At 68.7% G+C, this 21834-nt stretch carries 20 protein-coding genes and 1 riboswitch; of the genes, 12 read left to right on the top strand and 8 right to left on the bottom strand.

Annotated elements, in window-relative coordinates; all coding sequences use genetic code 11:
* Entirely contained in the window at positions 1-1704 is a 1704-nt protein-coding gene (locus tag B4F19_RS03535; RefSeq protein ID WP_292732852.1) for a protein kinase domain-containing protein, read from the top strand.
* Positions 1701-2201: a hypothetical protein gene (locus B4F19_RS03530; RefSeq protein ID WP_292732851.1), complete on the top strand. Its 501-nt coding sequence runs from the start codon at positions 1701-1703 to the stop codon at positions 2199-2201. Before B4F19_RS03535 ends, B4F19_RS03530 begins: the two co-directional genes overlap by 4 nt.
* A gap of 151 nt (positions 2202-2352) precedes the next feature.
* Here the strand turns inward: B4F19_RS03530 and B4F19_RS03525 are convergent, their stop codons facing one another.
* Complete coding sequence (locus B4F19_RS03525; protein ID WP_292732850.1) at positions 2353-2805, bottom strand: GNAT family N-acetyltransferase; 453 nt, start codon at positions 2803-2805, stop codon at positions 2353-2355.
* A gap of 134 nt (positions 2806-2939) precedes the next feature.
* Between B4F19_RS03525 and B4F19_RS03520 the strand changes: the two genes are divergently transcribed.
* Positions 2940-5159 (top strand): NADP-dependent isocitrate dehydrogenase, encoded by a 2220-nt coding sequence (locus B4F19_RS03520; protein WP_292732849.1) that lies wholly within the window; start codon positions 2940-2942, stop codon positions 5157-5159.
* 66 nt (positions 5160-5225) lie between these two features.
* Here the strand turns inward: B4F19_RS03520 and B4F19_RS03515 are convergent, their stop codons facing one another.
* A complete protein-coding gene (locus B4F19_RS03515) occupies positions 5226-6146 on the bottom strand; it encodes an N-acetylglucosamine kinase (RefSeq protein WP_292732848.1) in 921 nt (306 codons plus the stop codon).
* Positions 6143-7117, bottom strand: coding sequence for an acetylxylan esterase (locus B4F19_RS03510; RefSeq protein ID WP_292732847.1), 975 nt, complete (start codon positions 7115-7117; stop codon positions 6143-6145). Before B4F19_RS03510 ends, B4F19_RS03515 begins: the two co-directional genes overlap by 4 nt.
* A 210-nt stretch (positions 7118-7327) precedes the next feature.
* On the opposite strand from B4F19_RS03510, the gene B4F19_RS03505 reads away from it, so the two are divergent.
* From B4F19_RS03505 to nagB, 6 genes are all read left to right on the top strand, one after another.
* Positions 7328-8560, top strand: a complete 1233-nt coding sequence (locus B4F19_RS03505) for an ROK family transcriptional regulator (protein ID WP_292732846.1) — start codon at positions 7328-7330, stop codon at positions 8558-8560.
* A gap of 79 nt (positions 8561-8639) precedes the next feature.
* Positions 8640-9911 carry an extracellular solute-binding protein gene (locus B4F19_RS03500; protein WP_292729245.1) on the top strand — a complete coding sequence of 424 codons (1272 nt, stop codon included), beginning with the start codon at positions 8640-8642 and terminating at the stop codon, positions 9909-9911.
* 186 nt (positions 9912-10097) lie between these two features.
* Entirely contained in the window at positions 10098-11069 is a 972-nt protein-coding gene (locus B4F19_RS03495; RefSeq protein WP_292732845.1) for a carbohydrate ABC transporter permease, read from the top strand.
* Positions 11066-11875 carry a carbohydrate ABC transporter permease gene (locus tag B4F19_RS03490; protein WP_292732844.1) on the top strand — a complete coding sequence of 270 codons (810 nt, stop codon included), beginning with the start codon at positions 11066-11068 and terminating at the stop codon, positions 11873-11875. The genes B4F19_RS03495 and B4F19_RS03490 overlap by 4 nt, the downstream gene beginning before the upstream one ends.
* Positions 11876-11918: 43 nt before the next feature.
* A complete protein-coding gene (locus tag B4F19_RS03485) occupies positions 11919-12848 on the top strand; it encodes an ROK family protein (protein ID WP_292732843.1) in 930 nt (309 codons plus the stop codon).
* The gene (nagB, locus tag B4F19_RS03480) at positions 12841-13620 is read left to right on the top strand and encodes a glucosamine-6-phosphate deaminase (protein ID WP_292732842.1); all 780 of its coding nucleotides are present in this window, start codon (positions 12841-12843) and stop codon (positions 13618-13620) included. The genes B4F19_RS03485 and nagB overlap by 8 nt, the downstream gene beginning before the upstream one ends.
* A gap of 30 nt (positions 13621-13650) precedes the next feature.
* Here the strand turns inward: nagB and B4F19_RS03475 are convergent, their stop codons facing one another.
* From B4F19_RS03475 to B4F19_RS03455, 5 genes are all read right to left on the bottom strand, one after another.
* Positions 13651-14073, bottom strand: a complete 423-nt coding sequence (locus tag B4F19_RS03475) for an NUDIX hydrolase (RefSeq protein ID WP_228179149.1) — start codon at positions 14071-14073, stop codon at positions 13651-13653.
* Positions 14070-15437, bottom strand: a complete 1368-nt coding sequence (locus B4F19_RS03470) for an FAD-binding oxidoreductase (RefSeq protein ID WP_292732841.1) — start codon at positions 15435-15437, stop codon at positions 14070-14072. Before B4F19_RS03470 ends, B4F19_RS03475 begins: the two co-directional genes overlap by 4 nt.
* Entirely contained in the window at positions 15434-15811 is a 378-nt protein-coding gene (locus B4F19_RS03465) for a YrdB family protein (protein ID WP_228179151.1), read from the bottom strand. Before B4F19_RS03465 ends, B4F19_RS03470 begins: the two co-directional genes overlap by 4 nt.
* 135 nt (positions 15812-15946) lie before the next feature.
* Entirely contained in the window at positions 15947-17107 is a 1161-nt protein-coding gene (nagA, locus tag B4F19_RS03460; RefSeq protein ID WP_292732840.1) for an N-acetylglucosamine-6-phosphate deacetylase, read from the bottom strand.
* Positions 17104-18660, bottom strand: a complete 1557-nt coding sequence (locus B4F19_RS03455) for a family 20 glycosylhydrolase (RefSeq protein ID WP_292732839.1) — start codon at positions 18658-18660, stop codon at positions 17104-17106. Before B4F19_RS03455 ends, nagA begins: the two co-directional genes overlap by 4 nt.
* A gap of 82 nt (positions 18661-18742) precedes the next feature.
* A riboswitch (ZMP/ZTP riboswitch) is annotated at positions 18743-18826 on the top strand.
* A 52-nt stretch (positions 18827-18878) separates the two neighbouring features.
* On the opposite strand from B4F19_RS03455, the gene glyA reads away from it, so the two are divergent.
* The 3 genes from glyA to B4F19_RS03440 all read left to right on the top strand — a co-directional run bounded on the left by glyA (position 18879) and on the right by B4F19_RS03440 (position 21823).
* Positions 18879-20153 (top strand): serine hydroxymethyltransferase, encoded by a 1275-nt coding sequence (glyA, locus tag B4F19_RS03450; protein WP_292732838.1) that lies wholly within the window; start codon positions 18879-18881, stop codon positions 20151-20153.
* A gap of 147 nt (positions 20154-20300) precedes the next feature.
* Entirely contained in the window at positions 20301-21188 is an 888-nt protein-coding gene (locus tag B4F19_RS03445) for a bifunctional methylenetetrahydrofolate dehydrogenase/methenyltetrahydrofolate cyclohydrolase (RefSeq protein WP_292732836.1), read from the top strand.
* Positions 21189-21205: 17 nt separating this feature from the next.
* Entirely contained in the window at positions 21206-21823 is a 618-nt protein-coding gene (locus B4F19_RS03440; protein ID WP_292732834.1) for a cyclodeaminase/cyclohydrolase family protein, read from the top strand.
* The last annotated feature ends 11 nt before the right edge of the window (positions 21824-21834 follow it).

Here is a 21834-nt window from a genome sequence, read left to right as displayed (position 1 = left end):
ATGGGCGGGCACACCTCGGGAGAGCTGATCGGCGGGCGCTACGCGCTCGGCGAGCTGCTCGGGGTGGGCGGCTCGGCATCCGTGTACGCCGCGCGCGACCTGCAGGCTGCGGTAGGCGAACCCGAGTGGGTGGCACTCAAGATGCTGCATCCGCATCTGTGCGCTGACCAAGCGCAACGGGTGGCGTTCCTGCGCGAAGCCGAGCGCGCGGCGGGGCTGCATCACTACAACCTCGTCACGGTGCGCGGGGCGGGCCTGCACGACGCTGCCGGGGTTCTGATGCCGTGGATCGCGATGGACCTCGTGGCAGGTCCCACCCTGCGTGACCATGTGCTCCAGTCCGGACCGTTGAGCACGGCCCAGACCGCAGCCCTGGCGGAGGGGATTCTGTCAGGTCTCGCGGTGGCACACGCCGCCGGTCTCGTGCACCGCGACATCTCTCCGCAGAACCTGGTGTTCCCCGCCAGCGACGGCCCGGTCGACCCGGGGTCGGTGCGGCTCCTGGACTTCGGGCTCGCCGATGCATCCGGTCGCACGACCGTCGGTTCCGACGTGTTGCTGGCCGCCGCGGAGGGCGGCGGAATCATCGGCAACGCCAACTACATGTCGCCCGAGCAGGCCCGCGGGCTTCCCGTGAGGACCCCGAGCGATCTGTACCAAGTGGGCGCGGTCCTCTACTTCGCGCTGACGGGCCGGCCCCCCTTCCCGCGTCGCACGAGCGCGGAGGTTCTCGAAGCGCACGTGGCGGCCCCGCCACCGGCGCCCTCCGCGCTCGTTCCGGCCGCCCGACCGTTTGATCGGATCATCACCCACGCTCTCACCAAGACCCCGGCGCGCCGCTTTCGAGACGCGACACAGTTCCGCGAAGCGGTCGAGGCAGCGCTCCTGACCCTCGAGCACGCGCTCCCCGACACGGATGCCTCGGCCGAGGCATCCGAGCACCCGATAAGCCCCGCCCTGGTGGCGTCCGAGCGTACGAGCGTGACCCGCGTGCTCTCGCCCGCCCGCGGCGGGTACGGGGTGCCAGCGCCGCCGCCCGAGCCGCTCGCACCCGACCGGCCCAGCGCGTCGCCGGGCTTTCTCGCGGTCATCGGGGCGATCGTCGTCGTGGCGACCGCGGGGGTGTGGGCAAGTCTCGCGGGAGCGACGAGTGCTCCTCCCGAAGCCGAGCCGGTGCCGACGACCCAGGCGACACCGACCGGTGAACCGAGTCTCGTGCCCGAGCCCGTCGCCCCGCAGGCCTCGCCGTCAACCACGGTCCAGGCCGTGTCGGTGCCGCAGCTGTCGGGCTTTCTCGCCGACGCCGAGGCGGCGCTGCGTGCCGCGGGACTGACGCTCGGCGAGGTGACGCGCGTCGACTCGCCGTGGGCGGCCGAGACGGTGCTGCGGCACGACCCGGCGGCCGGTCAGCTGCTCGAGCCCGGGGCGTCGGTGGCGGTCACCGTCGCCAGCGGCTACAACGCCGTCCCCGATGTCGCCGGACTCGATGTGACGGCTGGCCGCAGTCGCCTCGAGGCCGCGGGCTTCTCGGTCTCCAGCGGCGACGCGGCGCCCGATGCCGTCATCGTGACCACCCGGCCGGCATCCGGCGTCGGCGTCGCGGTGGGAACCGAGGTCGCGCTGCGCACGCAACCCCGCAGCACTGCAACACCGACGCCCACCCCGGCACAGCCTTCCCCGACACCGACGGGAGATACGCCATGAGCATTCGGATGCCCCATCCCCTCGATCTGGCCGATGAGCTCTCGGAACTGCCACAGCGGGTCGAGGTCGTCGCACCGTCCAGTTCGGAGTACATCGGCCGCGTCGCGGTACGACGCGCCGCGCTGGCTCTCTTGCCGCAAGAGGACATCGAGTTCTCGACAGCGAAGGCGATGCGCCCGCGGGCGGCGGGGCCGATGTGGAAGATCGTCTCATCGGACGGCGTGACCATCGCCCTTCGCGCGCGGGATCTGCCCGACGTGCACCAGGTGCGCCCCGATATCGCCAAGCTGACTCGACGCCGAGACGAGTTGCGCTCGGTGATCGTGGAAGATGCCGAGACCGCGAGAGTGTCGTTCTGGATCCTGCGCGGTCGGCACGTCGTCATCGTCGGTGCGCGCCTGCTGCCCGAACGGCGCTCGGCCACGGTCGAACGCGACGCGCGGCGGGTCTTGGGAGTCCTTGCGGGCATCCACCCGGAGCGCGCGCTCGAGTACTGAGTGCGAGGCCGTCGCGAACCGCCGTCGCAGCGAATCGGGAGCCGTCGAAAAAGGCGACGGGGCCTCGGTGGGGGAGGGGAATCCGAGGCCCCGCCGCCAGCCGACAAGCCCCTCGGATGGGGGCTGGAAACTAAGGGTGGGACTCGCCGGATCAGAGCCGGATCTCGGCGATAACCTCACCGTACTCGGTTTCTCCGACCGGTGTGAAGCCCACACGCTCGAAGAATGCCTGCGGGCCCTCTTGGCCCGCACCGTAGATGACGTTCACGTGATCGACACCGTGCTCGCGTGCCTCGGCGAGCAGGCTTTCGACGGCGAATCGGCCGATTCCCCGCCCCTGGTCGTCGGCGTCAACGTTGATCCGCCACAGCACCGACCGGAAGTACTCCGACACGCTGTCGGCGTCGAAGTTCGCGCTGATGAACCCGACCACGTCATCCCCGTCGAGGACGACGCGCTGCCACATCGTCTGCGGATCGACATCGCCTGCCGCCACTTCGTAGCTCTCGGGGGCGAGGAACTCCGCCTGCCCGGGCTTGAGCGACATATTGTTGACAGCTTCCACCGTGGCGGCGGACAGTTCAGCAAGTCGCAGTTCGGCCATGTCACACAGGCTAGCCGGGATGCCGCGGTTCAGCATCCCGAGGCATTGTCCTCTGGGGAATTTATCTTGATATCGAGATAGTTGGGTCGGTGCGGTAGGCTCGTGCGCGGCCCCCGAGCGGAAAGATCAGGCGAGTGAGCGAATCCACGATCATCTACACGTACACCGATGAAGCGCCGGCCCTGGCCACAGCTTCCTTCCTCCCTATCGTGCAGGCGATCACGCATCAGGCCGGCGTGGATGTCGAGACGCGCGACATCTCTCTCGCGGGCCGCATCCTTGCCGCCTTTCCGCAGCAGCTCACGCCCGAGCAGGCGGTCGGTGATGCCCTCGCCGAGCTCGGCGGACTGGCCACCCTTCCCGAGGCGAACATCATCAAGCTGCCGAACATCTCGGCATCCATTCCGCAGTTGAAGGCGGCCATCGCCGAGCTGCAGTCGCAGGGCTACGACATCCCCGACTACCCGGACGAGCCGCAGACGATCGAGCAGAAGGACATCCGCGCGCGGTACGACCGCATCAAGGGGTCGGCCGTGAACCCCGTCCTGCGCGAGGGCAACAGTGACCGCCGGGCGCCCCTGTCGGTCAAGAACTATGCGCGCAAGCACCCGCACCGCAACAAGCCCTTCCCCGAGGGCTCGAAGACTCGGGTAGCGACGATGGGTCACGACGACTTCAAGAGCAACGAGAAGTCATGGGTCGCAGCGCACGACGACGTGCTCTCCATCCGTCACGTCGGCACCGACGGCACGGTCACGGTGCTCAAGGAGGGCCTGAAGGTCCTGCCGCGCGAGATCATCGACGCCACATTCCTGTCGGCATCCGCCCTCGACGCGTTCCTCGCCGAGACGCTGGCCGAGGCATCTGCGGCTGACGTGCTGTACTCGGTGCACCTGAAGGCCACGATGATGAAGGTCAGCGACCCGATCATCTTCGGTCACGTCGTGAAGACGTACTTCGCCGATGTCTTCGAGCGCTACGGTGACCAGCTCGCGGCAGCGGGCCTCACACCGAACAACGGACTCGGATCGATCCTTGCGGGGCTGCCGTCGGTGGAGGGCGGTGACGAGATCGCCGCCGCGATCGACGCCGACCTGGAGCGTGGGCCGCGCCTGTCATATGTGAACTCCGACAAGGGCATCACGAACCTGCACGTCCCCTCGGACGTCATCGTCGATGCATCCATGCCTGCCCTGGTCCGCAACGGCGGCAAGCTCTGGGGAGTCGACGGTGGTGAGGATGACACGCTCGCCGTGATCCCGGACTCCTCCTACGCCGGCGTCTACCAGGCCGTTATCGACGACGTCATCGCGAACGGGCCGCTCGATCCCACGACGATCGGCACGGTCCCCAATGTCGGCCTCATGGCGCAGGCCGCCGAAGAGTACGGCAGCCACGACAAGACGTTCGAGATCGCCGCTCCCGGCGTCGTTCAGGTGCTCGACTCGTCGGGTGAGGTGCTCCTTGAGCACGAAGTCGGTGCCGGCGATATCTGGCGCGCGACGCAGACCAAGCACATCGCGGTCATGGACTGGGTCAAGCTCGCCGTGACCCGTGCCCGGGCAACCGGGGTTCCCGCGGTGTTCTGGCTCGACGTGAACCGCTCGCACGACGCGCAGCTGATTGCCAAGGTGCACCAGGGGCTCGCGCTGCTCGATACCAAGGGCGTGCAGATCAGCATCCTCTCGCCCGAGGAAGCCACCCGCTACACGCTTGCGCGCATGCGCCATGGCCTGGACACCATCTCGGTCACCGGCAACGTGCTGCGCGACTACCTCACCGACCTCTTCCCGATCCTCGAGGTCGGCACGAGCGCCAAGATGCTCTCGATCGTGCCGCTGCTCGCGGGCGGCGGACTGTTCGAGACCGGCGCCGGCGGGTCTGCCCCGAAGCACGTGCAGCAGCTGTTGAGCGAGAACTACCTGCGCTGGGACTCGCTCGGCGAGTTCTTCGCGCTCGCGGCATCCCTCGAGCATCTTGCCGAGACCACGGGCAACGCCCGGGCCAAGGTCCTCGCCGACACGCTGGATGCTGCCACGGGCACCTTCCTCGAGAACGACAAGTCCCCGGGGCGCGCGCTCGGCACGATCGACAACCGCGGCAGCCACTTCTACCTCGCCCTCTACTGGGTGCAGGAGCTGGCGAAGCAGACCGAGGACGCTGATCTCGCGGCGATCTTCGCGCCGGTGGCTGAGAAGCTCTCGGCCGAGGAAGCGACGATCGTCGCGGAGCTCAACGGTGCGCAGGGGTCACCGGTCGAAATCGGTGGCTACTACCGCCCGAACGGCGAACTGGTCAACGAGGTCATGCGACCCTCGGCGACCTTCAACGCCGTCATCGACGCGCTGCGCTGATCCACTCTGACTCGGGCGGCTCCGCTTCTGCGGGGCGGCCCGACGTCGTTTCCGGGCGTGCCCGGGCTAGGCGCGGGCCGACCAGGTGAGGGGGGCGAGCGGGTGATCGGCGGGCAGGTCGATGAGGGCCTCGACGCCGTCGATGCCGATCCCGGCGGGCTCCACGATCCGCGCATCCGGTCGCCCATTCACCAGCGCCCGCGTGAACTCCTCGCGCAGCGCCTCGGAACGGAAGACCCCGCCGATCGCGCACACCGCCGGTTCGGCGTCGACGCGACGCAGCGCCGTGAGCGCGCTCTCTGCCAGCAGGTCCCCGGCACGGCGCAGGATGTCGAGAGCCACCGCATCCCCGTCCGCGCCTGCCTGTGCGACCTCGGCCGCGAAGGAGGCGACGATGCTCACCCGGGCGGGGTCTGCCTGCAGATCGATGTAGGCCTGCTCGAGATCTGGCCAACGCCCGCGGACGGCATCCGTGAGCGCCGTCGCTGTGCCTCGACCATCGTGGTCGCGCATCGCGGCGACCAGCGCTTCGCGTCCGAGCCAAAAGCCGCTGCCGGCGTCTCCCATGAGGTAGCCCCAGCCGTCGACGCGCGCGGCGCCGCCGGGGCCGACACCGAGAGTCACGACCCCCGTTCCCGCCGCGACAACGGCACCGTGCGCGGTGCCGCGGGCGCCGAGGTAGGAGGTCGTCGCATCATGCGCGACGACGGCGTGTGCGGCCCCGGCGCTGCGCACCAGCGCCGCGACAGCAGCCGGAGTCGTTTCGCCGTCGGTAAGGCCCGAAACTCCCGCCGCGAGGTGACGGATGTCGAGGTCGAACTCGTCCGCGATCTGTCGCGCCGCCAGACCGATCTGCGGGAGCACCGGCTGGTCGGTGCGAACGCCCGGCAGCAGAGCCTCACCGACCGAGGCATCCGTGCGCACGCGCACCTTCATGCCAGTCTGGCCGGCGTCGATCGCGACGACGGCAGGTATCCGAGCGTTCACTGGATCCCCAGCTCCGCGAGGAACGCGACCTGCTGGTTCCACTGGAGAGCGCCGCCTCCTTCGTGATCGTTGAACTCGTAGGCGACGATCCGCTTGGAGGGCCCGGCGTAGTTGTTGAACGCGGCATACACGGTCGAGGGCGGGCAGGTGAAGTCCATGAGCGCGACCGAGAAGAGCCCCGGAGCGGTAGCGCGGCGCGCCATCGAGACGCCATCGAAGTAGCTGAGCGTCCTGAAGGTGTGCTCCCGGGCGTCCCGGTGCACGCTGAGGTACCGCACGAGTTCCTGGTAGGGGTCGCGGTCGGTCAGCCCGACGGCCCGGGAGAAGTGGCAGAGGAACGGCACGTCGGGCATGACGGCGACGAGTCTTTCCGACAGTGCGCCGGCAGCGAGGGCGATACCACCACCTTGGCTGCCGCCGGTGACGGCAACGCGATCCGCGTCGACCTGGGGAAGCATGCGGATGGCGTCAACCGCACGGACGGCATCCGTGAAAACCCGGCGGTAGTAGTAGTCGGCCGGGTCATCTATTCCGCGGGTCATGTATCCGTTGGTTGCGGCGCCGGTGCCGTGCGGGTCGGGAGTCTCGCCGCCAGTGCCCCACGTCGAGCCCTGGCCGCGCGTGTCCATGATGAGGTGCGCGTAGCCGGCCGCCGACCACGCAAGCCGCTCGGAGGGGAGGCCCCGTCCGCCGCCGTATCCGATGTACTCGACCACCGCGGGAAGCGGGGCGGTTGCGCCGGCGGGTACCAGCAGCCAGGCCTTGATCGGGTCGCCGCCGAAACCCGCGAACGACACATCGAACACGTCGACCGACCGCAGCGCCGAGTCGACAGGAGTCAGTCGCGGCTCCCAGCCCGCGACGCGGGATTCCTCGAGCGTGATGGCCCAGAAGGCGTCGAAGTCTGTGGGTTCGTTGATCTGCGGGACATAGGCCTCGAGCTCAGCGGGGGAGAGGTCGAAGTAGGGCACGCTGCTTCCTTTCCGGGCGGTGCACGAGCGCCCTTGGCATGTTACGGCTCCTGCCCGGTCGACGATGGATCCGACCTGCGCACGGCGACGATGTGACACCGCATTCATCCGGTCGCCGCGCCCCAAGCGCATGTAACGGTTTTGTAAACTGTCCGTCCAAATTCGGTCACGCTCTTGCAGTTCTTTTGTTCGTAAGGTCTACTAACAAACATGACTGCATCGGAAGTGCAGCGCGGCTCTTCCACGGGGCCCGCGCACACCCTCATGGCTCGTGGCGCCCAGGCCACGGCGTCCACGGATGCCGCAGCTGTCGCTTCGGACACGGTGCAGCGCCGCAGTCTTCGCCGGGCAAAGGTGCTGCCCGAGCACGCCCGTGCCCACAATCGCTCCCTCGTTCTCCAGACGCTCTTCCATGACGGCGCCATGAGTCGGGCTGACCTTTCCCGGGAGACGGGGCTGACACGCGTCACAATCTCCGACCTCGTCGCCGAGCTCATCGGTGACGGCCTGGTTGCTGAGCTCGGCGTTCGCGAAGCGTCGGGTCCGGGCAAGCCCGCGATGGTTGTCGACCTCGATCGTGCGGGCCACCGAATCCTCGGCATGGATCTCTCCGGCCCCGACACGTTCCTCGGCGCGATCCTCACCCTCGACGGCGATATCGTCGCCCGCCACGAGATTGCGGCACCGCGCGGGGCAGAAGATGCCCGGGATGCGGTGATCGAGCTGGCACGGCACCTGGTCGCCGATGCCCACGCCCCGGTCCTCGGAATCGGTGTCGGCTCTCCCGGCGTCGTCGACAACGACGGTGTCGTGCTCAGCGCTCCCGGCCTCGGCTGGACGCAGCTGCCGCTGCGCAGCATCCTCGAGGATGCCCTCGGGCTGCCGGTGCTCGTGGCAAACGACGCGAACGCCGCCGTTCTAGCCGAATACACCTTCGGTGGTGCGCGCGACGACGTCGTGCTCGTGAAGGTCGGACGCGGCGTCGGGTCGGGACTGGTATCGGCCGGTCAGCCCATGCGCGGTGCGCACTTCGCGGCGGGCGAGATCGGACACGTCACCGTGGGCACCGACGGCGGCCCACAGTGCGCGTGCGGCAAAGTCGGATGCCTCGAGGCGTGGCTGTCGGTGCCCGCCTTGACGGCTCGCATGGCGGATGCCGAGACTCCCGCAGACCGTGAGCAGCAGCTGCGCGACGCCGGTGAACGCCTGGGCATCGCGCTCGCGCCCATCGTCGGTGCGCTCGATGTCTCCGAGATCGTGCTCTCGGGTCCCGATGAACTTCTCGCCGGTCCTCTCGCAGAGGCAACGGTCGAGACGATCCGCACTCGCACGCTAGCCCGGTTCCATGACGGCGTGCGCGTTCGGATGACGGCGCAAGGCCAGGACATCGTTCTGCGCGGAGCTGCCGTCATGGTCCTGTCAGGCCAGCTCGGGGTGTCGTAACCGCCGCCCCAACCATTCCCCCCACCGGATAGGTCGCCCGACCTCTTCCGAACACCAGAGAAACACGAAGGAAGACACCATGAAGAAGACGCTCGGAGCCGTCGCCCTCGCGGGCGCCTCGGCGCTCGTGCTGGCCGGCTGTGCCGGCGGTGCCCCCGCGGAGCCCGAAACGGGCGACATCACGGTGTGGCTCGTCGGCGCCGACACGCCCCAGACCGCTCGTGACTACCTAAAGCAGACCTTCGAGTCCGAGAACGAGGGCTGGACGCTCACGATCGAAGAGAAGACGTGGGCTGACGTGTCGGACACGTACACCGCCGCACTGTCGTCGAACGACTCTCCGGATGTCGTCGAGGTTGGCAACACGCAGGCACTGGGCTTCGCGGATGCCGGCCTGTTCCTGGACATCTCCGACATTCAGGACCAGCTCGGCGGTTCGGACCTGCTGCCCGGACTCGTCGAGGCTGGCACGTACGAGGGATCGCTCTACGCCGCGCCCTACTACGCGGGCGGCCGGATCGTCTTCTACAGCCCGATGATGGTCGACGAGGTCCCCGCGACCCTCGATGAGTACGTTGCCGAGGGCGTCGCGATGACCACCGACACGGTCTCGGGCATCTACGCACCCGGCAAGGACTGGTACAACGCGCTTCCCTATATCTGGGCCTTCGGCGGCGAGATCGCCGTTCAGGACGGCGACACGTGGGACGCACAGTTCTCGAGCCCCGAGAGCCTCGAGGGTCTCAACCTCCTGCAGACGGTGTATCAGGACGCCACTGTCGCGCCGGCCGACGGCAACGAGCTGATGGCAAACATTGCCTTCTGCAACGGCGAGGCCGGGTTCATTTCAAGCCCCGCATGGGCCGCCGGAAACCTGACGGGTGCGTGGCCGTGGGCCGATGAGGACGCCGGGCAGAACTCCGAAGGGTGCCCCGACACCTATGCAGCCGACCTCGGCGCGTTCGCGCTGCCGGGCCTCGAAGCCGGCGAGACCGCCCCGATCTTCGCGGGCGGATCCAACGTAGCCGTCGCCACGAAGAGCGCCGCGCCGACGAAGGCAAAGGCAGCCCTCGAGATCATGCTCTCCGAGGACTACCAGAAGCTTCTCGCTGAGCAGGGCCTCACGCCCGGAATCATCTCGGCCGCCTCCGCTCTGCCGGACACCCCGATCGCCCAGGCCCAGGCTGCGGCTCTTGCCAACTCGAAGGGGACGCCGGCTAGCCCGAACTGGGCCGAGGTCGAGGCTGCCCAGATCATCCCTGACGCTCTGGTGCGCATCGCTCAGGGCGAGGACGTCGAGGCTGTAGCCACCGCGCTCGACGAGCAGATCGAGGCCATCCTCAACCAGTGATCGACGGATGCCGCCGCGCGGGCCTCCCCGCGCGGCGGCACCCCGACCACGTGCCCGATGGCTCCGTCCGATGCATGAGTTTCCCGGTCGTGCACCGAACCGAGTGATCGGACCATCCGTCCGTGATGATCGACGCATGCCGTCGTTCGTCGTACCCGCCATCCGCCGCAGAAAGGAGGGATCGCCGTGACCACCACTCTCGCCGCATCGACGGCTTCCGATTCGCCGCCTCCGCCGAACCTGATCGCCGACCGCGTCAAGCGCAGGAACCGCCGCGAGGCCCGGAACGCCTGGGGCCTGCTGACGCCGGCCCTGATCGTCATCGGGGTGATGACCGTCTACCCCGCGGTCCTGATGGTCGTGCAGTCCTTCACTGACTACACCGTCAAGAACAAGGTTCAGGGCACCTGGCCGACCTTCGTCGGGTTTGAGAACTACGTCGACCTGTTCACGAAGTCCGACTTCCCGGCCGTGCTCATGCGCAGCCTCGGGATCATGATCGTGCTCACGGTGCTGAACCTCAGTCTCGGCATCCTCGTCGCGGTCCTCATGGTGCGGCTGAGCCGCGCATGGCGGATCGTCGTGTCGATCGGTCTGCTGGTCGCGTGGGCGATGCCACCCCTCACGGCGACAGTCGTGTGGGGATGGATCTTCGACACCGAGTACGGCCTGGTCAACTCCATGCTCAACACCCTCACCGGCACCGAGAACTGGACAAACCACTCGTGGCTGCTGAACCCCTGGTCGTTCTTCATGGTTCTCACGATCATCATCGTGTGGCAGTCGGTGCCGTTCGTGGCGTTCACCACCTACGCCGCCCTCGGTCAGGTTCCGGATGAGGTGCTCGAGGCGGCATCGCTGGACGGCGCGACCGGCTGGTCACGGTTCCGGCTCATCGTCTTCCCCTACCTGCGCAGCGTTCTCACCGTTGTGCTCGTGCTGCAGATCATCTGGAACCTCCGGATCTTCACGCAGGTGTATGCGCTGCAAAGCCGCGGGGGACTGGCCTCCGAGACGAACGTGCTCGGCACCTACCTGTTCCGGCAGGGGGTCGGTGAGTTCGGCGCCACCGCGGCGATCGGTGTCGTGATGGTCATCCTGCTGCTTGTCCTCTCGTGGGGATACGTACGCACGACGCTCAAGGAGGAGGAGCTGTGAGTACTCAGGTCACCCCCGCCACCCAACTCGGCACTATCGGCATCGACGACGAGCCCCGCGGCCGTCCTCGCGGTACGCGTTCCCCGCGGCTCGAGGGAGCGCGCCGACCGAGCCCGCGCAAGGTCGTGACGCGTACCCTGCTGAACATCGCGGCAGCTGTCGTGTTCGTGATGTCGGTGTTCCCCGTCTACTGGATGGTGAACATGTCGTTCACCCCGACGAACGAGATCATCAGCCGCGACCCGAGCTTCGTGCCACTGGACTTCACCCTCGAGAACTACATCACGGCGTGGACACGGGAGGCTGCCCCGGGCCAGACCGACTTCCCGCACGCGCTGGGCACCACCGTGACCGTCACCGTCGGCGTCCTCATCGTCACGCTGCTGGGGCTCGGAATCGTGTACACCGCCGCCGTGATCCCCTTCACGATTTGGACCCTGCGCGGGTTCGTCGCGGGAGTTCCCGCCGACCTCGAAGAGGCAGCCATGATCGACGGCTGCACCAAGTCTCAGGCCTTTTGGAAGGTCACGTTCCCGCTGCTCGCGCCGGGCCTCGTGGCCACCGGGATCTTCGCGTTCATCCAGTCGTGGAACGAGTTCACGATGGCTCTGCTCATGATGAAGGGCTACAACCTCACGCTGATGCCGTGGCTCAATGCCTTCCAGTCCTCGTCGGTGGGCGGCGCCGTGAACTGGGGAGCGGTGATGGCCGGGTCCACCCTGATCGCTCTGCCGGTGGTCATCTTCTTCCTCATCGTTCAGGGCCGAATGACCGGTGGACTTGTCGCCGGAGCGGTAAAGGGCTGATGAGAATGTGCACCACCCACCGCCTCTCGATCGGGGGCGGACGATGAGACTCGGCCTCGATGTCGGGGGAACCAAGACGGATGCTGTCGCCGTAGCCCCGAACGGCACCATCGTCGCCCGCACGCGCCTGGCCACCGGGTGGGGTCCGGATGCCGTCGTGCAGACGATCCTCGACGCGGTCGCCAATCTGCAGGCTGATCCCGCGCTCACAGCGGCGGATGTCCGGTCGGTGGGGATCGGGATTCCCGGCCGGATCGAACCGGGGTCAGGCCGGGTCGAACACGCCGTCAACCTCGGCGTCGAGACGCTCGATCTTGCCGCCGCCGTCGCTCCGGTTCTCGGAGTGCCCGTGCGCGTCGAGAACGACGTCAAGGCAGCGGCACTGGGTGCTGCCTCGCTGCGGGGCGGGACGCTCTCGATGGGGTATCTGAACCTCGGGACGGGGATAGCCGCCGCCATCGTGACGGGTGGCGTGCTCTGGCGCGGGGCGCGCGGTGGTGCCGGAGAGATCGGGCACCTGTCGATCGATCCGGCGGGACCCGTGTGCCGCTGCGGCCAACGCGGCTGCATCGAGGCGCTGGCCGGCGGAGGCGCGGTGTCAGCCCGGTGGGGCAGGCCCGGCGCGCTCCCGATTCGAGACGTCTTCGACGCTGCCGACGGCGGTGATGCGGCAGCCGTGCTGGTGCGAACCGACCTCGCCCGAGGCGTCGCCGCCGCTATCCGGGTGCTTGTGCTCACCGCGGATGTCGACACCGTGGTCCTCGGCGGCGGCATCACCGCTCTCGGCACCCGACTGCAGAGCGAGGTGGCTGCTCAGCTGGAGGCGAGCGCGCGGGAATCGGCATTCCTGCGTTCACTCCAGCTGGTCGACCGCGTTGAGATCCTCCCCGCGGGTGCGCCTGCCGCAGCGCTCGGAGCGGCGCTCATCGGCACTGAAGCTGCAGACGAAAGAGAGGTTCTTTCCCATGGCTGAAGTCATCATCGTCCCGGGCCGCGAGGCAGGCGGGAAGCTGGTCGCGAGCGAGATCGCGCGGCGTATCCGCGCGACGCCTGACCTCGTGCTCGGACTCGCGACCGGCTCGACGCCGCTCCCGGTATATCAGGCGCTGGTGCCCGCCCTCGCGGGCGTCGACCTGTCAACGGTGCGCGGGTTCGCCCTCGACGAGTACGTGGGCCTCGATCCCGCGCACCCGCAGAGCTACCGGTCGGTCATCACGCGCGAAGTGGTCGAGCCGTTGGGGCTGGACCCGGCGCGCATTCGCGTCCCCGATGGGCGTCTCGACGGAGTCGCGCACGCCGGCGAGATCTATGAGGCAGCGATCATGGACGCCGGTGGCATCGCCCTGCAGATCCTCGGGATCGGCACCGACGGGCACATCGGTTTCAACGAGCCGGGCTCGTCGTTCGCCTCTCGCACGCGCGTCAAGACACTCACGGAACAGACACGCACCGACAATGCGCGCTTCTTTGCCTCGCCGGACGAGGTGCCGATGCACTGCATCACGCAGGGCCTCGGCACGATTCTCGAGGCAGACCACCTCGTGCTCCTCGCGTTCGGGAGCTCCAAGGCCGCGGCTCTCGCCGCCGCCGTCGAGGGCCCACTGTCGGCATCCGTCCCCGGTTCGGCGATTCAGCTTCATCCGCACGTCACCGTCGTCGTCGATGAGGATGCCGCAGCCGAACTCGCTCGGGCCGAGTACTACCGGTATGCCTACGCGAACAAGCCGGACTGGCAGGGCTTGTAGGCCGAGCGCCGTGCGCCGGCAGGGCTGGGGTTAAGCAGCGGAGTCACTCCACGCGAAACCGATCAGGTGCGTTCGGCTGAGGGGTGCGAGCGGCGTCGATGCAACCTCGTGCTCGGTGATCCAGCGCAGCTCAGCGATCTCGGCGCTGGCGTCAGCTCGGGCCTCGCTCACTCGCAGCACGAACGCATCGGCGATGACGCGGTGTCCCGGCTCGTTGGCCGCGGCAGCTTCGAACCGGCCGAGCGGGACGAGATCTTCAGCCGCGGCCCGGATGCCGGTCTCTTCTGCGATCTCACGGATGACGGCATCCATCGCGCTCTCGCCGGGGTCGGGCTTTCCGCCCGGTTGCTGAAAGACGGTAGCGCCATGCTTGCGCACGACGAGGGCGCGGCCGTCGGTCGACACGATGACTGCCGCGCTGACGTGGATGACCCCACTCACGGTGTCGCTCACGGCCCGAACACTTTGCCGGGGTTCAGGATCCCCTGCGGATCGAAGACACGCGCGATCTGGCGCTGCAGCTCCCACTGGTCATCGCCGAGTTCGTCAGCGAGCCACCGTCGCTTGAGCACCCCGATGCCGTGCTCGCCGGTGAGAGTTCCGCCGAGCTCGAGCGCGGCACGAAACAGCTCATCGGCGGCTTCCCAGATCGCCGCGGGCACGTCGGGACCGTCGAAGATGAAGTTCGGATGCAGGTTCCCATCGCCAGCGTGAGCGACGGTGGGGATCACGAGGCCGTAGCGGCGCTCGATGTCGGCGATGCGCGCGAACATCGCCGCGAGCGCTGAGCGTGGTACCGAAACGTCCTCGATGAGGGTCGTGCCCAGGCGTGCCATCGCGGGATGCACCGACCGGCGGATCGCGAGAAGCCGCTCGCCCTCGTCGCGGTCGGTGGACACGGCGACGGTTCCTCCCGCTGCCTCGAGGACCGCGGTGATCGCCGCCGCGTCAGCTGCCGCCGCAGCGCCATCGGTCTGGATCGTCACGTGCGCCGCGCCCGGGGTCGGCGCGGCAAGGCCCAGCAACTCATGGATGGCCGTCAGGGCTGCGGCATCCAGCAGCTCCATGATCGCTGGTTGCAGTCCCGTGGCGGTGACTGCGCTGCACGCACTCGCGGCGGTGCCGACATCCGTGAAGGTTGCGGCGATGGTGCACACCTCGCCGGGCACGAGTCGCCGCAGCTTCAGGGTCGCACCAACCACGACGCCGAGGATGCCCTCGGAACCGATCACGAGGGATGTGAGGTCGAGCCCTGTGACGCCCTTGACCGTGCGATGGCCGAGGTGCAGGAGTCGGCCGTCTGCGAGGACGATATCGACGCCGAGGACGGCATCCCGCACCACGCCGTACTTGGCGCACAGTAGTCCGCCCGCTCCCGTGGCGATGTTGCCGCCGACTGTGGAGATGTCGCGGCTGGCGGGGTCGGGCGCCCACCAGAGGCCGTACTCGGCAAGCGCGCGGTTCAGGTCCGCGTTCAGGATGCCGGGCTCGACCACGGCGAGCAGGTCGTCGGGCCGTACCTCCACGATGCGATCCATCGCCCGAACCGAGAGGGCGATCTCGCCGGGTCCGGCGTTCGCACCGCCCGCGAGCCCCGTGCCGGCACCGCGGGTGACGACGGGTGTCCCCGTGGCCGACGCGATGCGCAGCGTCGCCTGCACGTCTTCGACGTTCCGGGCGCGCACGACCGCGAGAGGACGGCCGGTGCTGGCGTGCCCAGACTTGTCGGCGCGGGCGGCCTCGAGAGAGGCATCCGACGTGTCGAGCGCGTCGCCGAGTTCGGCACGCAGCTGCGCGAGGACCTCTCGGTCGCTCATGCCAGCCGGCGGCGCCCCGCGAGCACGCCGACGGTGACGGCGATGACCCCGAAGATCAGGCCGACCCAGACAAGGCCCACGCTCCACCAGGCGATCGTCGCCGAGACATACACGAGGAGTTCGACCACGGCCCGCAGGAACGGGTGGACGACGATGACGGCCCGGGGCGAAACGAACAGCGCCCACAGCAGGATGGCGACCACCGGCGCGACGATGCCGGCGACGATGTTCCAGGGGAAGGGCCAGGCGGCGAAGCCCCAGAACGCGAGAGTCCCGAACGCGAAGAGTTCGCACAGAACGGCGAGCACGTCGACCGCGCTCAACGCCGGGCGGGTCCCTGCGGGAACGCCGGACGGGGTCGCTGATTCGGGCATGTTTCCAGTCTAGGCCGCGTGAGTTGGGCGCATCTGGTCGTTGTCGCGGCAAAGGTGGGCGCGAATCGTCGCGTCTGGACTGGGAGACGACAGTTCGCGCCCATCTTTCCGTTGCCGCAGGGAAGGATGCTGGCCTCAGTGCATGCGCCGCCCGTCGAGCCAGACAGCTCGGGGCTGGAGCGAGGCATCCATCACCACGGCGTCAGCGGCGAAGCCCGGGCGCAGGCTGCCGTGGCGATCCGCCACACCGATCACCGCGGCCGGCGTGCGGGTGAGCGCATCGACGGCCGCGGGCAGGTCGACGCCTGCCTCGAGGGCCACGCGAAGCGCAGCATCCTGCGTCAGGGTTGACCCCGCGATCGCGCCAGTCTCCACGAGGCGGGCGACACCGTCGACGACCTCGACCTCGAGCGAGCCCAGCGTGTACCTACCGTCGCCGACGCCCGCCGCGGCCATCGCGTCGGTGATGAGCGCAATCCGTCCGGGTGCTGCGGCGAACAGGATCCGGATGAGCTCGGGATGCACGTGCACGCCGTCAGCGATGACCTCGAGCGTCACGCGCGGGGCGGCGGTTGCAGCGCCGACGGGGCCCGGCGCGCGGTGGTGCAGGGGAGGCATCGCATTGAACGCGTGGGTCAGGATGGTCGCGCCGGCTTCGAACGCCGCACGTGTCGCGTCGAGATCGGCATCCGTGTGGCCGACGGCGACGCAGACGCCCGCCTCCCGAAAGGCGCGGATCGCCTCCGCCGCGCCGGGCAGCTCCGGTGCCAGCGTGACCTGCCGGATCGTCCCCGCGCCGGCCTCGAGCAACGCTGCGACGGCGTCCGGCGTCGCCGCGCGCAAGGCCGCGGGATCGTGTGCGCCGCGGTGACCGTGATCGAGGAACGGCCCCTCGAGATGGGAGCCGAGGATGTCGGCATCCGTCTGCGTCATCGCCGCGATCCGCGCGACCTGGGTGGTGAGGTGCTCGAGCGAGCCCGAAACGAGGGAGAGGACTGCCCGTGTCGTGCCGTGTGCGAGGTGCAGCGCGCGGGCGGCGCGGATGCCTGACTCGTCGCCCTCGTACGAGAACCCACCGCCGCCGTGACCATGGATGTCGACGAACCCCGGTGTGAGAATGGCGCCGGGTCCGGCGACCTCCCGCGCATCGATGATTGTCGCCGCCGCGGCTCGTGACCGCCAGGTCTCTCCCTCTCCCACGGCAGCGATGGTGCCGCCCTGCATCTCGACCCAGGCGTTGCTCGTCTCGGCGCCGTCCGCGACGAGCCGCGCGCTGTGGATGATCGTGGTGCTCACGATGCTCCCTCGCCACTCCAGGGGATCTCAGGCGATCGGCGGAACCGGATGCCGAGGGCGCTCCACAGACCGTCGAGTGCGCCGACCCGCTCGCGGAACGACTCCCAGCTGCGTAGCGGGTGCTCGCCGGTAGCCGGTGACCAGGCTGCCTCGGCCGCGGCAGCGATCCTCGGGAACATGAGCGCGTCGATGTCGGCAGCTGTGCGCACGGTTTCGGTCCACAGCGGTGCTTCGACGCCCAGAATGTCGCTCTCGGCCACCCCGTCGAGCACCGCCCCCGGCTCCCATGCGTAGGCGCGTTCCACGCTCGTGACACCGTTCGCCCAGGTCAGGCCGAGCTCCGAATCCGCGGAATCCTTCATGTCGAGGTAGACCGCGTCGGCAGGCGACAGGATGACGCGTCCGCCGCGCGCAACGAAGCCCCGCGCCTTCTCGTCCATACCGTCGGTCGGCGAGACGAATCCCCAGTACTGACCGACGCTTCCCGGATGCAGGTCACTGGCCGCACCAGCTTCGTGCCACATCACGGGCACCTTCCCGGCATCCGCGACGATGCGTGACGCGAGGCTCACGAACGCGGCGTAGTCGGCCGGATCCGTGCCGAGGGCCTCGTCTCCGCCGACGTGAAGGTAGGGTCCGGGAGTTATCGCGGCCAGGTCGGCGGCGACATCCGTCACGAAGGTTTCTGTCGCCGGGTCGCCGATCCGCAACGAGGAGAAGCCGACCGCGATGCCCTCGTATGGCTCGCCCGCGACCGGAAGCGTGCTGCCGTACGCCTCGACGACCTCGCGGATGTGCTCCGAGAGCACGGGAGGCTCGACGATGTCGGGGTAGGCGAGGCCGACCGCATGGGTGTGTCCGGGAAGGTCGATCTCGGGCACGACGGTCATGTGCCGAGCGGCTGCGTACGCCACGATCCGGGCGTAGTCCTCGGCGGTGTAGAAGCCGCCGGAGTCCCCGCCGATGGCGGTACCGGATGCGAACCGGGTCAGTTCGGGGCGCGAGGGGATCTCGATCCGCCACCCCTGGTCATCGGTCAGGTGCAGATGGAGGTGATTGAGCTTGAGCTGCGCGGCTCGGTCGATGACGCCGAGCACCACCTCGACGGGGAAGAAGTGGCGCGCGACATCGACCATGACGCCCCGGTACGCAAAGCGCGGCGCGTCGGCAACCTCTACGGCCGGGATGCGCCATCCATCCGGCGTGCGTTCGATCAGCTGCGCGAGGGTCTGGATGCCGTAGAACAGGCCAGCGGCGTCAGACCCGATCACCTCGACGCCGTCCGCGGAGGCGTTCAGTCGGTAGGACTCGGGAGTTTCGGCATCCGTGATGACAAGCGAGATGCCGGGGCCCGTCGCGGTGGAATCGAGGTTGATCTCGCCGTCCGTTCGCGCAGACACGAGCTTCGTGAGGATGCCGATCACGGTCTGGTCGCCGGTGACCGCCGTCCGCGCTTGCAGGGTGAATCCCGGTCCTTCGACCGCTGCCGCGTCGCGGGGGAGAGGAACCGGCCACGGGAAGGCGGCGGCGTCACGGGGCTGCGTCCCGGTCATGTAAAGAGTCCTAACAAATAGCGTTGAGTCACTCTACCAACCGCTCGGTCGCGGATCGAGGGCGTAGCGCGATCCGCTATGCTCGGGGTGTCGCGACTGGCGTTGAGGTGGATGACCACCGGGGAGCGACCGACACGGTACTCGACCGCACGCCTGGGTCGAGACGGAACCCCACCCGAAGCCGTCGTCCCCGCCCCGCAGCACAAGGAGCACACGCCATGAGCGACTCGTTCTTCACCGCCCCACTCGCCGAAGTCGATCCCGAGATCGCTCAGGTCCTCGACCGGGAGCTCGCTCGTCAGCAGAGCTACCTCGAGATGATCGCCTCCGAGAACTTCGTTCCCGTTTCGGTGCTGCAGTCGCAGGGCTCGGTGCTCACGAACAAGTACGCCGAGGGCTACCCGGGCAAGCGCTACTACGGCGGTTGCGAAGAGGTCGACGTGGCCGAAGAGCTTGCGATCGCGCGCGCGAAGGACCTGTTCGGTGCCGCGTACGCGAACGTGCAGCCCCACTCGGGCGCGACAGCCAATGCCGCGGTCCTGCACGCCATCGCCCGCCCCGGTGACACGATCCTGGGTCTATCTCTCGATCACGGCGGGCACCTCACGCACGGCATGAAGGCGAACTTCTCTGGGCGTCTGTACGACATCGTCGCCTACGGCGTCGACCCCGAGACGAGTCTGATCGACATGGACGAGGTGCGCCGCCTCGCGCTCGAACACCGTCCGCAGGTCATCATCGCGGGGTGGTCTGCGTACCCACGCCAGCTGGACTTCGCGCGCTTCCGCGAGATCGCCGACGAGGTCGACGCGCTGTTGTGGGTCGACATGGCTCACTTCGCCGGGCTCGTGGCCGGCGGCGTGCACCCCTCACCCATGCCGCACGCGCACGTGGTGTCATCCACCGTGCACAAGACCATCGGCGGGCCCCGCTCGGGATTCATCCTGACCAACGACGAAGCGATCGCGAAGAAGATCAACTCGGCGGTCTTCCCGGGGCAGCAGGGCGGCCCCCTCATGCACGTGATCGCGGCGAAGGCGACGGCCTTCAAGCTGGCTGCGACCCCGGAGTTCCGGGAGCGGCAGCAGCGCACGATCCGCGGTGCGAAGATCCTCGCCGACCGGCTCGCCCAGCGCGATGTCGCAGATGCCGGCATCGCCGTCCGATCCGGTGGCACCGACGTGCACCTCGTGCTGGTCGACCTGCGAAACGCGGCGATCGATGGGAAGCAGGCGGAGGATCTGCTGCACGAGATCCAGATCACCGTCAATCGCAACGCCGTCCCCAATGACCCGCGCCCGCCGATGGTCACCTCCGGTCTTCGGATCGGGACGCCGGCGCTTGCCACTCGCGGTTTCGGGGACGCCGAGTTCGCCGAGGTTGCCGACATCATCGCGCTCGCGTTGCTGCCGAACCCCGATATCGATGCCCTGCGTGCGCGCGTCGCGACGCTGACCGAAGCCTTCCCGCTCTACCCGGGGCTGTCGCAGTAAGGACGGCGTGCACGGGCCCGTGGCCAACGGTGGGCGGGGCTTCGGCAGCCGGCTCTGGCTGACGGGACCCGGCATCCGTAGAATACCTATGGACGTAGTTATCCGTCCCGGGACGCGGATGTCGCGGGATGACGACAGGAGACGCGAATGACTGCACAACTGCTCGATGGCACCGCGACAGCCGCCGCGATCAAGGGGGAGCTGCGTGACCGCGTCGCTGCCCTCGCGGAGCGGGGCATCGTGCCGGGCCTGGGTACTCTGCTCGTCGGCGATGACGGCGCCTCGCGCTCCTACGTCACCGGCAAGCACCGCGACTGCGCGGAGGTCGGTGTCGCATCGATCGCTGTCGAGCTGCCCGCGACGGCGACGCAGGACGAGATCGCGGATGCTGTCCGTGCGCTCAACGCGGACCCCGCCGTCACCGGCTTCATCGTGCAGTTGCCACTGCCCAAGGGCATCGATGAGAACGCGATCCTGGAACTGATCGACCCGGACAAGGATGCCGACGGCCTGCATCCGACGAACCTCGGCCGGCTCGTGCTGGGCGTCGACCCCGCCACCGCGGTTCCGGCGCCGCTGCCGTGCACGCCCGCCGGGATCATCGAGCTCCTCACCCGTCATGGGGTTCAAATAGCGGGAAAGCACGTCACTGTCATCGGCCGCGGTATCACCGTCGGTCGCCCGCTCGGTCTTCTGTTGACCCGCAAGGGCACTGACGCGACAGTGACCCTCACCCACTCGCGCACCCCCGACCTCGAGGCTCAGGTTCGACGGGCCGACATCGTGGTCGCCGCCGTCGGGCAGCCGCACCTGGTTAAGCCCGAGTGGATCGCGCCCGGCGCTGCCGTGCTGGATGTCGGCGTGACCCGGGTCGGGACCACCGAATCCGGGCGCGCGAAACTTGCCGGAGATGTCGATCCCGCCGTGGCGGAGGTCGCCGGTTGGCTCTCGCCCAACCCTGGGGGCGTCGGACCGATGACCCGCGCGATGCTCGTCGCGAACGTCGTCGAGACCGCCGAGCGTCTGGCGAGCTGACCGGGCGGTTAGCGACCATGGCAGAGGCTGATCCGAGCGACGCGCGGGCGTCGATTCCGCTCGAGCAGTGGCTGGACCGCCTCGGCGAGGCGACGGGCGCTCCCGGCGGTGGTTCTGCGAGCGCGGTGATGCTTGCCCTCGCGGCCGGCCTGCTGCGCATGGTTGCCGAATACACTCCCGGCCGCGACGAGGCGAAAGCTTCGGGTCGGCGACTCCTGGTCCTTCGAACGCGTGCGCTGCACGCATCGGATGCCGACAGTGAGGCATCCGTCGCGCTGGGCGCGGCCCTCGCTCTTCCAACCGAGGATCCCGCTCGCGAATCCCGTCTGCTCCGCGCCGCGGTGGACGGTGCGCGTTCGTCCGTGGAGGTGGGCGAGGTGGGTATCGCCCTCGTCGCCGAGCTCGACGTGCTGGGCCGGGTGGGCAATCACCACCTGGATGCCGACCTTGCCGTTGCTCGCGAGGCGCTGCGAGCGGGGCTCGGAGGGGCGCTTGTGAACCTGCGTGCAAACCTCGATCTCGTCGCCGCCCACTCGGCTGGATCCGGAGAGGCGGAATCGACGTCCGAGGGCGAGTTGCGACGAGCCGAGCGACGCATCACGCACGCGCGGGGGTCACTGGCGGAGCTGCCCTAAAACGCCGTCGT

Origin of the sequence: Microbacterium sp. UBA1097 (assembly GCF_002313585.1) — a bacterium.
Classification (GTDB): domain Bacteria; phylum Actinomycetota; class Actinomycetes; order Actinomycetales; family Microbacteriaceae; genus Microbacterium.
The sequence above is the reverse complement of the archived record's forward strand: the minus strand, read 5'-3'. Positions and strand labels throughout refer to the sequence as shown.